Source organism: Paraburkholderia silviterrae, assembly GCF_004353915.1.
Lineage (GTDB): Bacteria > Pseudomonadota > Gammaproteobacteria > Burkholderiales > Burkholderiaceae > Paraburkholderia > Paraburkholderia silviterrae.
The window spans coordinates 53,055-65,617 of record NZ_SMRP01000034.1 but is presented as its reverse complement, the minus strand read 5'-3'; the positions used below and the strand labels follow the sequence as shown (position 1 = coordinate 65,617).

Sequence of the window (12,563 nt, the reverse complement as noted above, 5' to 3'; positions counted from 1 at the left end):
ACTGCGGCGCACGGGGGCCGGTTGCGCAAAGGGCGAAACCAGCGGGTCGCGCGGCGCCGACGGGCCGCGCGGCGTGACGGCGGCCGTCGACGCGAGCGCTGCGGCGTGCGCGGCGGATGCCGCCGCCGGGCGCACACTCGATGCGCTCATCGGCGCAAGCGAAGGCGAAACCGGGGACGAGAGCGTAGACGAAAGCGTGGCTGGCGCGGGCGTCGTCGCCGGGCGTGCCGGTGCCGCGCGCCATGGCGTCGGACTGCCGGCCGCGCCAGCAAGCGCAACGCCGCCTGATGCAACGCCGCCTGATGCCGCGCCTGCGTGCGCTCCCGCCACTGCGGAGGCGGCCATGCCGGCTGCTGCGCCGCCGATGCCGGCCGTTGTCTGGCGGCGGGTGTCGGCGGGGAAGCTGGCCGATGGCGTCGATGGCGTCGGCGTGCCGTTCGCGCCCATGGCCGTAGCGCGGCGCACGTCGGCCGGCATGCCGGCACGTGAAGCGCCAGCCGATGCCGGCAGCGATCCGCCGTTCAGGCCCGCAGCCGGATTGCGCCAGGCGTCGGCTGGCTGCGCATTGGGTGCCGCTGCGGCGGGCATCGGAGTACGCGTGGCCGGTTGGCCGTCGCGCAGCCAGCCGGCCGGCGCGGTCGGTTCGGTGCGGGCCCAGGCGGCAGCGGGGCTCGGCTCCGGCGAGGCGAAATCCGCTTCGTTGCGCCACGGCGAGGCACCGCTACGCGTTGCGCCATGCGCAGCGTATGCAGCTTCCGCGCCCTGCGCCGCGTCGCTTGCTGCCGCACCCGCCGCACCGGTGGCACCCATTCCGGCGGCGCTCGCCGCGCGTTTGCCGGGCATCTGTGGACGCCATACGGTCGGCCGCTTGCGGCGCGCGCCGTCGAGCGGTTCAGCCGTGCCACCACCCGTGCCGACACTCGGCCCCGTGCCGGAGGCCAGACCATCGCCCCCGAGTCCGAGGCCACTACCCAATCCACTCGCCAGCTTGCCGAGGCTTCCCAGCCCGCCCAGACCCGAGCGCGTCGTGCCTTGCGGCTGCGCGGCGTCCTGCCGGGAGGCACGGCGGCCAGGGCGCTCGCCGTCGCCGTTCTCGCCTGAAGGACGAGCGGGACGGATATTCAGCCCGAGTCCGAGCGAGTCGTCGGCCCACGCGAAGAAGTTGCGCCAGCGGAAATCGATGAGCCAGGGCAGGCTCACGAACAGCAGCGCTGTCATGACGAGCGGCGCAGCAGTATGCCCGAGCAGCTTGCCGAGCCCGTCCGCGAGCGCGTGCCCGAGGGCATCGAAGCCTTCGATGTGCAGGAGCGTCGCCTCGAGCGCGCAGCTTGCCAGCAACACGCAGACAAAGCCGAGCCAGAGCCGGATCGTGCCCGGGCCGCGCAAGCCCGCGCCGCCGGGCAGCACGGACTTCACGAGACGCCAGATCAGAGGGATGAACCAGACGGCCGATAAGCCGAACCAGCCAGGGACTACCGTGTGCATGCCAGAGATCAACGATTAAAAGAGGTGCAACGTATCGAGTGTAACCGCCAGGCCCCATTGCACTGCAAAGCGCGTTGCCGCGGCGCTGCAGTCGACTTGATGGTGGTCGCCGCGCCAGTCAGGCGTGAGGCAAGCCCGGCAGGCAGGGCAGCAATTCGCGCCGGCCCTGGTCGGGAGTCGCGAGCGGGAAAAAAGCCGTGGCGGCACGGGCCGCAACCCGGTGCGCCAGGCCGTGAGCCAATGGCGTAGCGGCGCGCATCAAAAAAGCGCCGCGCCGTACGAGGGCGCGGCAGCGGACCGCACGGCGCCTCACTCGCCCTGCTTCGCCGGTGCGGCGGCAGACGCGCCGGCCGGCGCAGTTGCGGCAGCGGACGGGCCCGGATGCGCGAAAGTCAGGCGGTCGCCGTTTTCGAGAATAAGGAGCAGCGACTGCGGCTCGCGCATCTGCACGCCTGTGCGCTGGATATGCGCGAGCGCGTCGAGATACGGGCCTTCGATTTCGCCGCCCGAGCCGGCGCAGGCCATGAGCGTGCCGGCGAGCCGGCCGAACGAGAGCAGCCCGTCCTTGAGCGCGTAGCTGCCCATGTAGCGATTGCAGCCCGAGAAGCCGCTCGCGCGGCGCTGGCCGCTGGCGGTGGAGAGATCGAGCGTGACGGGCCGCGCCTCGAGGGCACCCGCAGGCGCACCGTTGGCGGCGCCGCCGTCAGTATTCGCACCCGGTACCGCGCGCAGCGTACCGTCGGCGCGCTTCCATTCGACGAGCTGCCACTGGGAGTTGTCGAGCAATTGCGTTGCCGCGGGATTGAACGGGTCGGCCGGCGGCGCGGACGTGTCCTGATGAACCGGCAGCTTGCAGGCGCCAAGCATCAGTGCCGCCGCTGCGGCTGCCACGAGCAGCGCGGCGCATGAGACACGTGAGGCGAGCAGGCGCGCAATATTGCGTGCGGCGGGGCGTGTGCTCGAGCGGTGGGGCATCGCATCGTTCCTCATAACTGGCGAAGGCGTAAGCGTAACGCACCAAGGGGCGGCATGCGAGCGCAAACGTTCGTCAAAAATGCACAAGCGCGTGCTGCACGCGCAAGGTCCGGCGGCAGTACGCAAGCGATTGGGGCGCATTTCGTGCGTATTTCGCACGCAAATCACATTCAGGCGGCACGGGCCGACGCCCGCGGTGTTAACATCGGCGCTCCCTCGCATTCGCCTGGCCCGAAGCGCGCGTGAGTCGCGCGCTGCCTCACCGTCATACCTGGAGACATCATGCAGACCGGCACTCGCATCGGCACGCCGCTTTCCGCTTCCGCCACCCGTGTCATGCTGCTCGGCGCGGGCGAGCTCGGCAAGGAAGTGATCATCGCGCTGCAGCGCCTCGGCGTCGAAGTGATCGCCGTCGACCGCTACGAAAACGCGCCCGGCCAGCAGGTCGCGCATCGGGCCCACGTCATCGACATGGCCGATCCCAAGGCGTTGCGCGCGCTCATCGACGCCGAGCGTCCGCACCTCATCGTGCCCGAGATCGAGGCCATCGCCACCGACGCGCTGGCTGCCGTCGAAGCCGAGGGCGCAGCCGTCGTGATCCCCACCGCGCGCGCCGCGCAGCTCACCATGAACCGCGAAGGCATCCGGCGCCTCGCCGCCGAGGAGCTGGGCCTGCCGACTTCGCCTTATGCGTTCGCCGACTCGCTCGACGAGCTGAAGGCCGGCATCGCGAAGGTCGGCTACCCGTGCGTGGTGAAGCCGGTGATGTCGTCCTCGGGCAAGGGGCAGTCGGTGCTCAGGAGCGATGCCGATGTCGAGCGCGCCTGGCAATACGCGCTCGCGGGCGGGCGCGTGAATCATGGCCGCGTGATCGTGGAGGGCTTCATCGACTTCGAATACGAAATCACGCTGCTCACCGTGCGCGCGACCGATCCGGCGAGCGGCGCCATCGAGACATACTTCTGCGATCCGATCGGCCACCGCCAGGTGGACGGCGACTATGTGGAGTCGTGGCAGCCGCAGCCGATGAGCCCGAAGGCGCTCGAGCGCTCGCGCGAGGTCGCGCACAAGGTGACCGCGGCGCTGGGCGGCCGCGGCCTCTTCGGCGTCGAGCTGTTCGTGCGCGGCGACGATGTGTGGTTCTCGGAAGTGAGCCCGCGGCCGCACGATACGGGCCTCGTCACGCTCGCTTCGCAACGTTTCTCCGAATTCGAATTGCATGCGCGCGCGATTCTCGGCCTGCCCGTCGATACGACGGCGCGCGGCCCCGGTGCGTCGGCGGTGATCTACGGCGGCATGGACGCGCGCGGCATCGCCTTCGAAGGGGTGGGCGAGGCGCTGGCCGTGCCGGGTGCGGACTTGCGCCTCTTTGGCAAGCCCGAGAGTTTTGCGAAGCGTCGCATGGGCGTTGCGGTCGCGACGGGCGCGGACATCGACGAGGCGCGCTCGCGCGCACGCACTGCAGCGGCGGCGGTGCGTCCCGTGCCGGGCGACGCGTCGCAGTGATTGCTCGCATAGTGCAGATACACGCGAGGCGGCGCGCGGGTCCAGCGGCTTCGGGCGCCGTGGTATTGATCTGCCGCAATCGCAGCACGCGCCAGGCGCAAGATAATCTCGGCTTTGCCCGCGCGGTCTGCGACAGTAGCGGCGCGGCTCGGCATCGGCGAGGCGCGGCGATGCCCGCCGGGTTATCGTGTCATGCAACTGCAGGAAGGTGGGAATGATGAAGTCGATTGGGGTGTTCCGGTTGCGCGGGCTGCTCGTAGTGTTGTGCGCCTTCGCGCTTTCGGGCTGTGGCGTCGTTGCCGCGCCGTGCCGCGTGGCATCGGCGGGCCTGAAGATCGTGCCGTTGATCGGGCACGTGGCCGCCGCGCCCACCGACGCCTGCGCGGACGTGATCGACCCCTGAGGCACGATCGAACCATCAGGCACGCGCGGCAAGCCCGCGCGTAACGCCCTGCAATTTGCGCAACGCCCGCACCGCGTGCGGCGCGCCGATCGAGGCAACGCCGGCGCAACACGCAAACTCAACTCAAAGACAGCCGGAGAACACGCCATGATCCGTGGACGTAGCGACGCGCGCCGCTTTGCCATCAACTTCAGCACTCCGGGCGCCGCTCGTGCCGCTCGTGCCGCTCGTGCATTAGCGCGCCGGCTTGCCGCCTGCGCACTCACGCTGGGTGTCCTCGGTGCCGGCGTGGGGGCGAGTCTGGCACCGTCGGCCGCGCACGCCGCCTCGCTCGACGTGCGCGAGATCCAGACCCAGTCGCGCCACACCTTCCGCTATACCTGTGCGGCCGGCAAGACCTTCAAGGTCACCTACATCAACGGCACCAACGGGCAAAGCTTCGCGCTCGTCCCCGTCGAGGGCCGCAATCTGCTCTTTGTCGGCGTGATCGCGGCGTCCGGCGTGAAGTACGTCGCCGACCGCTATACCTGGTGGACCAAGGGCCCAGGCGCCGATCTCTACGACGCCATGAACGAAGACAGCCCCAAGCCGATCGTGTCCGGCTGCGCCACGATCATGCGCTAGGGGCTCTCGCCGCACGCGCTACCTCGGCCGGATTGCACGCTTGCCGACGCGATCCGCGCCACCGGCGTAATCTGGCGGTCGTCGCGCACGTTTCATGCGGATTGCGTATTTCGTACGTCACGCCATACGCAACGGCATTGCACAGCGTTCGCTGAACCGCGAGGTGGCCGATGAAAGCATCCGATCTGTTCGTGAAGGCGCTCGAAGCCGAGGGTGTCGAGTACGTGTTCGGCATTCCGGGCGAGGAGAATCTCGATCTGCTCGAATCGCTGCGGCGCTCGAAGATTCGTCTGATCGTCACGCGCCATGAGCAGGCCGCGGGCTTCATGGCCGCCACCTATGGCCGGCTCACGGGCCGCACCGGCGTGTGCCTGGCCACGCTCGGGCCGGGCGCCACCAATTTCGTGACCGCCGCCGCCTACGCGCAGCTGGGCGGCATGCCCATGCTGATGGTCACGGGCCAGAAGCCCATCAAGACCAGCAAGCAGGGCCACTTCCAGATTGTCGACGTGGTGCGCATGATGGAGCCGCTCACCAAGTACGCGCGCCAGATCGTCTCGATCGGCAATATTCCGGCGCTCGTGCGCGAGGCGTTTCGCCAGGCGGAGCAGGAGCGGCCGGGCGCCGTTCACCTGGAGCTGCCCGAGGACGTCGCCGACGAAGAGGGCGACGGCAAGCCCATCCCGAAGAGCTACAGCCGCCGCCCCATCGCCGAGGAAAAGGCCGTCGCGCACGCGGTGGCGGCGATCTGCAAGGCGCGCCATCCGCTCCTCATGATCGGCGCGGGCGGCAACCGCAAGACCACGCGCAATGTGCTGCGCGAGTTCGTTGACCAGACGGGAATCCCGTTCTTCACCACGCAGATGGGCAAGGGCGTGATCGACGAGTCGCATCCGCTGTGGCTCGGCAACGCCACGCTCTCGGATGGCGACTTCGTGCACCGGGCGATCGAGCACGCCGACTGCATCATCAACGTCGGCCACGACGTGATCGAAAAGCCGCCGTTCTTTATGCGCAGCGCCGAAGAGAAGACCGTCATTCATGTGAATTTTCTCGGTGCCGAGGTCGACCCCGTCTATTTCCCGCAGATCGAAGTGGTGGGCGACATCGCCAATGCCGTCTGGCAATTGAAGGAAAGCCTCAAGGCGCGCGAGCACACATGGGACTTTGCGCGCTTCGCAGAGATCAAGCGCCACTTCGACGCGCATCTCGCCAAGGGCCAGCACGACCCGCGCTTTCCGATGTATCCGGTGCGTCTCGTGCACGACGTCTACGGCGCGATGCCCGAGGACGGCATCCTGTGCCTCGACAACGGCATGTACAAGATCTGGTTCGCGCGCTACTACCGTGCGCGCGAGCCCAATTCGCTCCTGCTCGACAACGCGCTCGCCTCGATGGGCGCGGGGCTGCCTTCGGCCATCGCGACGAAGATCGTGCACCCCGAGCGCAAGGTGGTGGCCGTGTGCGGCGACGGCGGCTTCATGATGAACTCGCAGGAAGTGGAGACGGCGGTGCGCCTGAAGCTCGACCTCGTCGTGCTGATCCTGCGCGACGACGCCTTCGGCATGATCCGCTGGAAGCAGGAGAACATGAATTTCCCCGATTACGGGATGACGCTGCAGAACCCCGATTTCGTCGAGTACGCGCAGAGTTACGGCGCGCACGGCCATCGCGTGAGCGAGGCGGATCAGTTCAAGCCGCTCCTCGAGCAGTGTTTCGCGACGCCGGGCGTGCATGTGATCGACGTGCCCGTCGACTATTCGGAGAACGAGCGCGTGCTCAATCGCGAGATCAAGCGGCTGAGCGCGCAGCTCTGAAGCATTGCGGCGTCCGTGCTGTTCAATGAACGGGCGCGTGCCTTGCAGCACGCCCCGCATTTCCGGAGAACGCGTCATGCTCAAAGCGACTTATCCGTACTATCTGGCCAACGAGGCCGTCGCCGCCAACACCGATCTCGAAGTCACCGACAAATACAGCGGCGAAGTCGCCACGCGCGTCGCGCTAGCCGATGCGAAGGCGATCGATCAGGCGATCGCGGCGGCAGAAGCGGCCATGCCCGCCATGCGCACGTTCCCGCCCTTCAAGCGCCAGGCCGTGCTCGATCACTGCGTCGCGCGTTTTCGCGAGCGCTTCGACGAACTCGCGATGGCGTTGTGCATCGAGGCGGGCAAGCCGATCAACGATTCGCGCGGCGAAGTCACGCGTCTGATCGACACCTTCCGCGTGGCGGCCGAGGAGAGCGTGCGTATCGATGGCGATATCGTGAATCTCGAAATCTCGGCGCGCGCGAAGGGCTACCACGGCTATGTGAAGCGTGTGCCGATCGGGCCGTGCTCGTTCATCTCGCCATTCAACTTCCCGCTCAATCTCGCCGCGCACAAGGTCGCGCCCGCGCTCGCGGTGGGCGTGCCGTTTGTTTTGAAGCCCGCGAGCCGCACGCCGGTGGGCGCGCTCATCATCGGCGAGGTGCTGGCGGAAACCGACCTGCCCAAGGGCGCGTTCTCGATCCTGCCCGCGCACCGCGACGGCGCCGATCTTTTCACCGCCGACGAGCGCTTCAAGCTGCTCTCGTTCACGGGCTCGCCCGCCGTGGGCTGGGATCTCAAGAAGAAGGCGGGCAAGAAGAAAGTAGTGCTGGAGCTGGGCGGCAATGCGGCGGCCGTGGTCGACGCGGACCAGGGCGCGAAGCTCGACTATGTTGTCGACCGGCTCGCGTTCGGCGCGTATTACCAGTCGGGGCAGAGCTGTATCGGCGTGCAGCGCATTCTCGTGCATGCGTCGATCTACGACGCGCTGCGCGAGAAGCTGATCGCCAAGGTGAAGTCGCTCAAGATGGGCGACCCGAAGGACGAGAAGACCTTCGTCGGGCCGATGATCTCCGAGTCCGAGGCGAAGCGTCTGGCGGGCTGGATGGAGAGCGCGGTGGCGGCCGGCGCGAAGATCGTCGCGGGCGGCAAGGTCGATGGGGCGATGTTCGAGGCCACGCTGCTCGAAAACGTGGGCCGCGACACCGACCTTTACCGGCGCGAGGCGTTCGGGCCGGTGGCGATCCTCGAGCGCTTCGACGACTTCGGCGCGGCGCTCGCCGTCGTCAACGACAGCGATTTCGGCCTGCAGGCGGGCGTCTTCACCGATTCGCTCGCGAACGCGCACCGCGCCTGGGACGGGCTCGAGGTGGGCGGCGTCGTGATCAACGATATTCCGTCATTTCGTGTCGATAACATGCCGTATGGCGGCGTGAAGGACTCGGGCCTCGGGCGCGAAGGCGTGCGCTACGCGATCGAGGACATGACCGAGCTGCGGCTCATGGTGATGCGCGAGACGTGGTGAGCGCGGGCGGCGCGTGGGTTGAAAGCGGGCGGGGGCGGTGCAAAGGGCCGGATGCGATCCGCTTTGGGCGCCGCTTCCGGTGGCAGAAGCCGGTCCGCGCGGCCATAGGGATTTATGCCAAGGTGCTACAATACCGGCCTTTCGCCGAATTGCGCCCGCTCTCGTGGCGGGTTCTTGAAACGGCCGGGCCCAGGCGCACCGGCTGGAAATAAGGGAGCGAGCGGGTCGAGCGCGGCCGAGCAGCCAGCGCTCCCTGCGCACTTCAGATTGAGGGCGTTCCCGCGAAGGGCGTCCCCGCGAAAATGCCGGGCATCTTCCGCGAGCCGTCAGCCGGACGGCTGCCGCGGCCGGCAGTCCGGGCACCAAGCCGCTGCGGCCGCGCGGCTCCCGAAAGCGTTTGCCAGGTTTGCCAGCACGTTTCGAAGCAAGCCGGCAGCAACCCGCAGTGATTACTTAGAGGCGCGCCGCGCCTCATGCGCATAGCGCCTTTATAGCGAAGCCACCATGTCCGACACAGCCGTCAAGCCCAGCACCGAGACCTTCGATCAGTTCGGCCTCGCGCCCGAGATCCTCAAGGCCGTCAAGGAGCAGGGCTACACGACGCCCACGCCCATTCAGGCGCAGGCCATTCCCGTGGTCCTCACGGGCCGCGACGTGATGGGCGCCGCGCAGACCGGCACCGGCAAGACGGCGAGCTTTTCGCTGCCGATCCTGCAACGCCTCTTGCCGCTGGCGAGCACGAGCGCATCGCCCGCACGCCATCCGGTGCGCGCGCTGATCCTCACGCCCACGCGCGAGCTGGCGGACCAGGTGGCCAACAACGTGCGCACCTACGCGCAGCACACGCCGCTGCGCAGCGCGGTGGTGTTCGGCGGCGTCGACATGAATCCGCAATCGGACGAGCTGCGCCGCGGCGTGGAGATCCTGATTGCGACGCCTGGCCGCCTGCTCGACCACGTGCAGCAGAAGACCACGCAACTCGGCCAGGTGCAGATGCTGGTGCTCGACGAAGCTGACCGCATGCTCGACATGGGCTTCCTGCCGGATCTGCAGCGCATCCTGAACCTGCTGCCGAAGGAGCGCCAGACGCTGTTGTTCTCGGCCACGTTCTCGCCCGAAATCAAGAAGCTCGCCGCGACGTACCTGCGCAATCCGCAGACCATTGAAGTGGCGCGCAGCAACTCCACGGCTACCAACGTCACCCAGATCGTCTACGAAGTCCACGAGGGCGACAAAACCGGTGCGGTCGTGCAACTGATCCGCGACCGGGGCTTGAAGCAGGTGATCGTGTTCTGCAACAGCAAGATCGGCGCGAGCCGTCTTGCGCGCCAGATCGAGAAGCAGGGCATCGTGGCCGCCGCGATTCACGGCGACCGCTCGCAAAACGAGCGCATGCAGGCGCTCGACGCGTTCAAGCGCGGCGAGATCGAGGCCCTGGTGGCCACCGACGTGGCCGCGCGCGGCCTCGACATCGCCGAGCTGCCGGCCGTGATCAATTTCGACCTGCCATTCAACGCCGAAGACTACGTGCACCGCATTGGCCGCACGGGCCGCGCGGGTGCCTCGGGCGATGCGCTTTCGCTGTGCAGCCCGAACGAGCGGAAGCAACTCGCCGATATCGAAAAGCTCATCAAGCGTCCGCTGACCGTCGAGCACCTCGTGGTCGACGTGCCGGTCGCGCATCACGAAGGCGGCAGCCGCCGCCGGGAACGTGATGGGCGCGATGGGCGTGACAGCCACGAAGGCCGCGGCGAGCGCATCGGCCACCGTCGCGCCGGCGCGTACGAGCGGCCGCATCATCACCGTTCCGCACAGCCCGTCGACGACTTCTTCCTGAAGCCCTACGAGCCGTCGCCGAGCGCGCGCAGCAAGGCCGACGACACGCCCGCGCCGGCGGCAGCCACGTCGCAAAAGCAGAAGCAGCCGCTTGCGGCGCTGCTCGGCGGCCTGGGTTCGTCGTGGCGCAACAAGCCGACGTCGTCTTCGTCGTCCTGAGACGTTCTGCGCGATTGCGCGCGATGAAGCGATGAAAAAACGGCGTGCCGGTCGAAACCGGCACGCCGTTTTTGCATTTCTGCCCTCGACCGTGGGTTACGCGCTCACGCGGTGGCTGGCAGTCTCAAGAGTCGCCGCTTCCACGCATCGATCGCACCAGTCTGGAATGCCTCGAGCGTCGCAGGAGTGGGACCACGAAGATCCAGACCCAGATGTCGCGCGGCGGCCAGCAGCGCCTCGAGCGGCCGCGTGGTGTCGAGCGCGAGCGCGCCGGTTTGCTTCGAGAGCTTTTCGCCTTCCTCGTTGGTCACGACGGGTACGTGTAGATACGCGGGCGTCGGCGCGCCCAGGCATTGCTGCAGCCAGATCTGGCGCGCCGTGGAGTCGAGCAGATCGGCGCCGCGCACGACGTGCGTGATGTTTTGCGCGGCGTCGTCCACCACCACGGCGAGTTGATATGCCCACTGGCCGTCCGCGCGAAGCAGCACGAAGTCGCCCACTTCGGTCGCGAGATCCTGTTGCTGTGGCCCTTGCCAGCGGTCATCAAAGCGAATCAGCGCGGGATTATCGTCTGCTTGTGGATCATCGTCCGGCACGCGCAGGCGCCACGCACGCGCGGGCTTGCCGTGCAGGCCGCCGCGGCAGGTGCCGGGATAGATCAGCGTGGTGTTGCGCCGGTGCGCATGCAGTAGCGAATCGGCGATTTCCTTGCGCGTGCAGCCGCACGGATACACGTGGCTCGCCGCGATCAGCTGGTCGAGCGCCGCGCGATACAAGTCGATGCGGCGGCTTTGCCATTCGGGCGGCTCGTCGGCTTGCAAGCCGAAGCACTCCAGCGTCGCGAGAATGTCCTCGGCGGCGCCGGGCACCGTGCGCGGGCCGTCGATGTCCTCCACGCGCACGAGCCATGTGCCGCCGTGTGCGCGCGCGTCGAGCCAGCTCGCGAGCGCCGAGACGAGCGAGCCGAAATGCAGCGGTCCAGTGGGCGAGGGCGCGAAACGCCCGCGATAGCCCTCGTGCATTCGCGCCGGTGCGCTCACACGCGAATCAAGCGGCTTGAGCCGGAGCCTGTGCGCTCGCGGCGCCTTGCGCGCGCTCCGGGTGGCACGCCGGGCAGCTCTTGCCCACGGCGTAGAGCGGCGAAGCCTGGTCGGCCGGCGAGACCACGGCGCGGCACGCGAAGCACTGCACGGTGTCGGTGGGCTCGAGCTGCGGATTGACCGCGGTGCGCTGATCGAACACGAAGCAGTCGCCGTTGTAATGCGCGCCGCCCACTTCCTCGAAGTACTTGAGAATGCCGCCTTCAAGCTGATAGACGTGCTCGATCCCCACTTCCTTCATGTGGATGGCCGCCTTTTCGCAGCGGATGCCGCCTGTGCAGAACGACACCACGGTCTTGCCTTCGAGGTCGGCGCGGTTCGCTTCGATCACGCCCGGGAACTCGCTGAACTTGTCGATGCGGTAGTCGAGCGCCTTGTCGAACGTGCCGACATCGATTTCGAACGCATTGCGCGTGTCGAGCATGACGACGGGGCGGCCCGCGTCGTCAAAGCCGCGGTCGAGCCATTGCTTGAGCACGACCGGCGCGACCGAAGGCGCGCGCCCTTCCTCGGGGCGGATCGCGGGCTTCTTCATCGTGATGATCTCGCGCTTCAGGCGCACGAGCATGCGGTTGAAGGGGCGCGTTTCCGAGAGGCTTTCCTTGAACTGCAGCGTCGCGAATTTGCCTTCGAACAGCGGATCGTGGTTGATGTAGTCCATGAAGGCGCGCACGTTGCCTTCGTCGCCCGCGACGAACAGATTGATGCCTTCTGGCGCGAGCAGAATGGTGCCCCGCAAGTCGAGCGACTTGCAGCGTTCGAGGACAAGCGGGCGCCATTCGGCGGTCTTGTCGAGTGTCGCGAACTGGTAGGCGGAGAGATTGAGAATACGCATGGCCAACTTGAAAACCTGAATCGGACGGACCCGCCTGAATGCCGCGCGCCGATTCAGCCAGCGGCGAAATCGGGGTACCAGCGCGGGAGGCGCGGCATGAGGTGTGGCATGGGACCAAAGTGCCAAATGACGACAAGCTGCGCGGCGGGCGTAATCCGCTATTATCCCTCAACCGGGCGCTGCCGCGCCGCGTGCGCGCCGTGTTCGCCAGGTTGCATGTCGCGCGTTGCTGATGACGCGCAAGGCCTTGGCCACAGGCCCGGGCCGTTTGGCCCGGCGTCGTGGCCGGCGTTTCGCCACACGCGCTCAT

Annotated in this window: 10 protein-coding genes; 6 read left to right on the top strand and 4 right to left on the bottom strand. The window is 67.8% G+C overall.

Annotated features, from left to right (window positions below; translation table 11 throughout):
* Together EYW47_RS35495 and EYW47_RS35490 are read right to left on the bottom strand one after the other, a co-directional pair.
* Positions 1-1,485: DNA translocase FtsK 4TM domain-containing protein (locus tag EYW47_RS35495; protein WP_205710211.1), on the bottom strand; the 1,485-nt coding region annotated here is incomplete at its 3' end.
* A 309-nt stretch (positions 1,486-1,794) separates the two neighbouring features.
* Positions 1,795-2,460 carry an META domain-containing protein gene (locus EYW47_RS35490; protein ID WP_133199470.1) on the bottom strand — a complete coding sequence of 222 codons (666 nt, stop codon included), beginning with the start codon at positions 2,458-2,460 and terminating at the stop codon, positions 1,795-1,797.
* Positions 2,461-2,742: 282 nt separating this feature from the next.
* Between EYW47_RS35490 and purT the strand changes: the two genes are divergently transcribed.
* From purT to EYW47_RS35460, 6 genes are all read left to right on the top strand, one after another.
* A complete protein-coding gene (purT, locus tag EYW47_RS35485; protein ID WP_133199469.1) occupies positions 2,743-3,966 on the top strand; it encodes a formate-dependent phosphoribosylglycinamide formyltransferase in 1,224 nt (407 codons plus the stop codon).
* A 217-nt stretch (positions 3,967-4,183) separates the two neighbouring features.
* Positions 4,184-4,369, top strand: a complete 186-nt coding sequence (locus EYW47_RS35480; protein WP_377785194.1) for a DUF6726 family protein — start codon at positions 4,184-4,186, stop codon at positions 4,367-4,369.
* Positions 4,370-4,516: 147 nt separating this feature from the next.
* Positions 4,517-4,993 carry an MliC family protein gene (locus EYW47_RS35475; protein ID WP_205710210.1) on the top strand — a complete coding sequence of 159 codons (477 nt, stop codon included), beginning with the start codon at positions 4,517-4,519 and terminating at the stop codon, positions 4,991-4,993.
* A 170-nt stretch (positions 4,994-5,163) separates the two neighbouring features.
* Positions 5,164-6,810: an acetolactate synthase large subunit gene (locus EYW47_RS35470; RefSeq protein WP_133199467.1), complete on the top strand. Its 1,647-nt coding sequence runs from the start codon at positions 5,164-5,166 to the stop codon at positions 6,808-6,810.
* A gap of 76 nt (positions 6,811-6,886) precedes the next feature.
* Positions 6,887-8,323, top strand: coding sequence for an aldehyde dehydrogenase family protein (locus EYW47_RS35465; protein ID WP_133199466.1), 1,437 nt, complete (start codon positions 6,887-6,889; stop codon positions 8,321-8,323).
* Positions 8,324-8,827: 504 nt separating this feature from the next.
* Entirely contained in the window at positions 8,828-10,318 is a 1,491-nt protein-coding gene (locus EYW47_RS35460) for a DEAD/DEAH box helicase (protein WP_133199465.1), read from the top strand.
* A gap of 104 nt (positions 10,319-10,422) precedes the next feature.
* On the opposite strand, the gene gluQRS is transcribed toward EYW47_RS35460, so the two are convergent.
* Together gluQRS and EYW47_RS35450 are read right to left on the bottom strand one after the other, a co-directional pair.
* A complete protein-coding gene (gluQRS, locus tag EYW47_RS35455; RefSeq protein WP_133199478.1) occupies positions 10,423-11,340 on the bottom strand; it encodes a tRNA glutamyl-Q(34) synthetase GluQRS in 918 nt (305 codons plus the stop codon).
* A 25-nt stretch (positions 11,341-11,365) separates the two neighbouring features.
* Positions 11,366-12,253, bottom strand: coding sequence for a sulfurtransferase (locus EYW47_RS35450; RefSeq protein WP_133199464.1), 888 nt, complete (start codon positions 12,251-12,253; stop codon positions 11,366-11,368).
* Positions 12,254-12,563 lie beyond the last annotated feature (310 nt).

Bases quoted from the DNA above. Each gene is read 5' to 3' on its own strand.
- EYW47_RS35490 (WP_133199470.1), bottom strand. From the start codon at position 2,460: ATGCCCCACCGCTCGAGCACACGCCCCGCCGCACGCAATATTGCGCGC.
- purT (WP_133199469.1), top strand. From the start codon at position 2,743: ATGCAGACCGGCACTCGCATCGGCACGCCGCTTTCCGCTTCCGCCACC.
- EYW47_RS35480 (WP_377785194.1), top strand. From the start codon at position 4,184: ATGAAGTCGATTGGGGTGTTCCGGTTGCGCGGGCTGCTCGTAGTGTTG.
- EYW47_RS35475 (WP_205710210.1), top strand. From the start codon at position 4,517: ATGATCCGTGGACGTAGCGACGCGCGCCGCTTTGCCATCAACTTCAGC.
- EYW47_RS35470 (WP_133199467.1), top strand. From the start codon at position 5,164: ATGAAAGCATCCGATCTGTTCGTGAAGGCGCTCGAAGCCGAGGGTGTC.
- EYW47_RS35465 (WP_133199466.1), top strand. From the start codon at position 6,887: ATGCTCAAAGCGACTTATCCGTACTATCTGGCCAACGAGGCCGTCGCC.
- EYW47_RS35460 (WP_133199465.1), top strand. From the start codon at position 8,828: ATGTCCGACACAGCCGTCAAGCCCAGCACCGAGACCTTCGATCAGTTC.
- gluQRS (WP_133199478.1), bottom strand. From the start codon at position 11,340: ATGCACGAGGGCTATCGCGGGCGTTTCGCGCCCTCGCCCACTGGACCG.
- EYW47_RS35450 (WP_133199464.1), bottom strand. From the start codon at position 12,253: ATGCGTATTCTCAATCTCTCCGCCTACCAGTTCGCGACACTCGACAAG.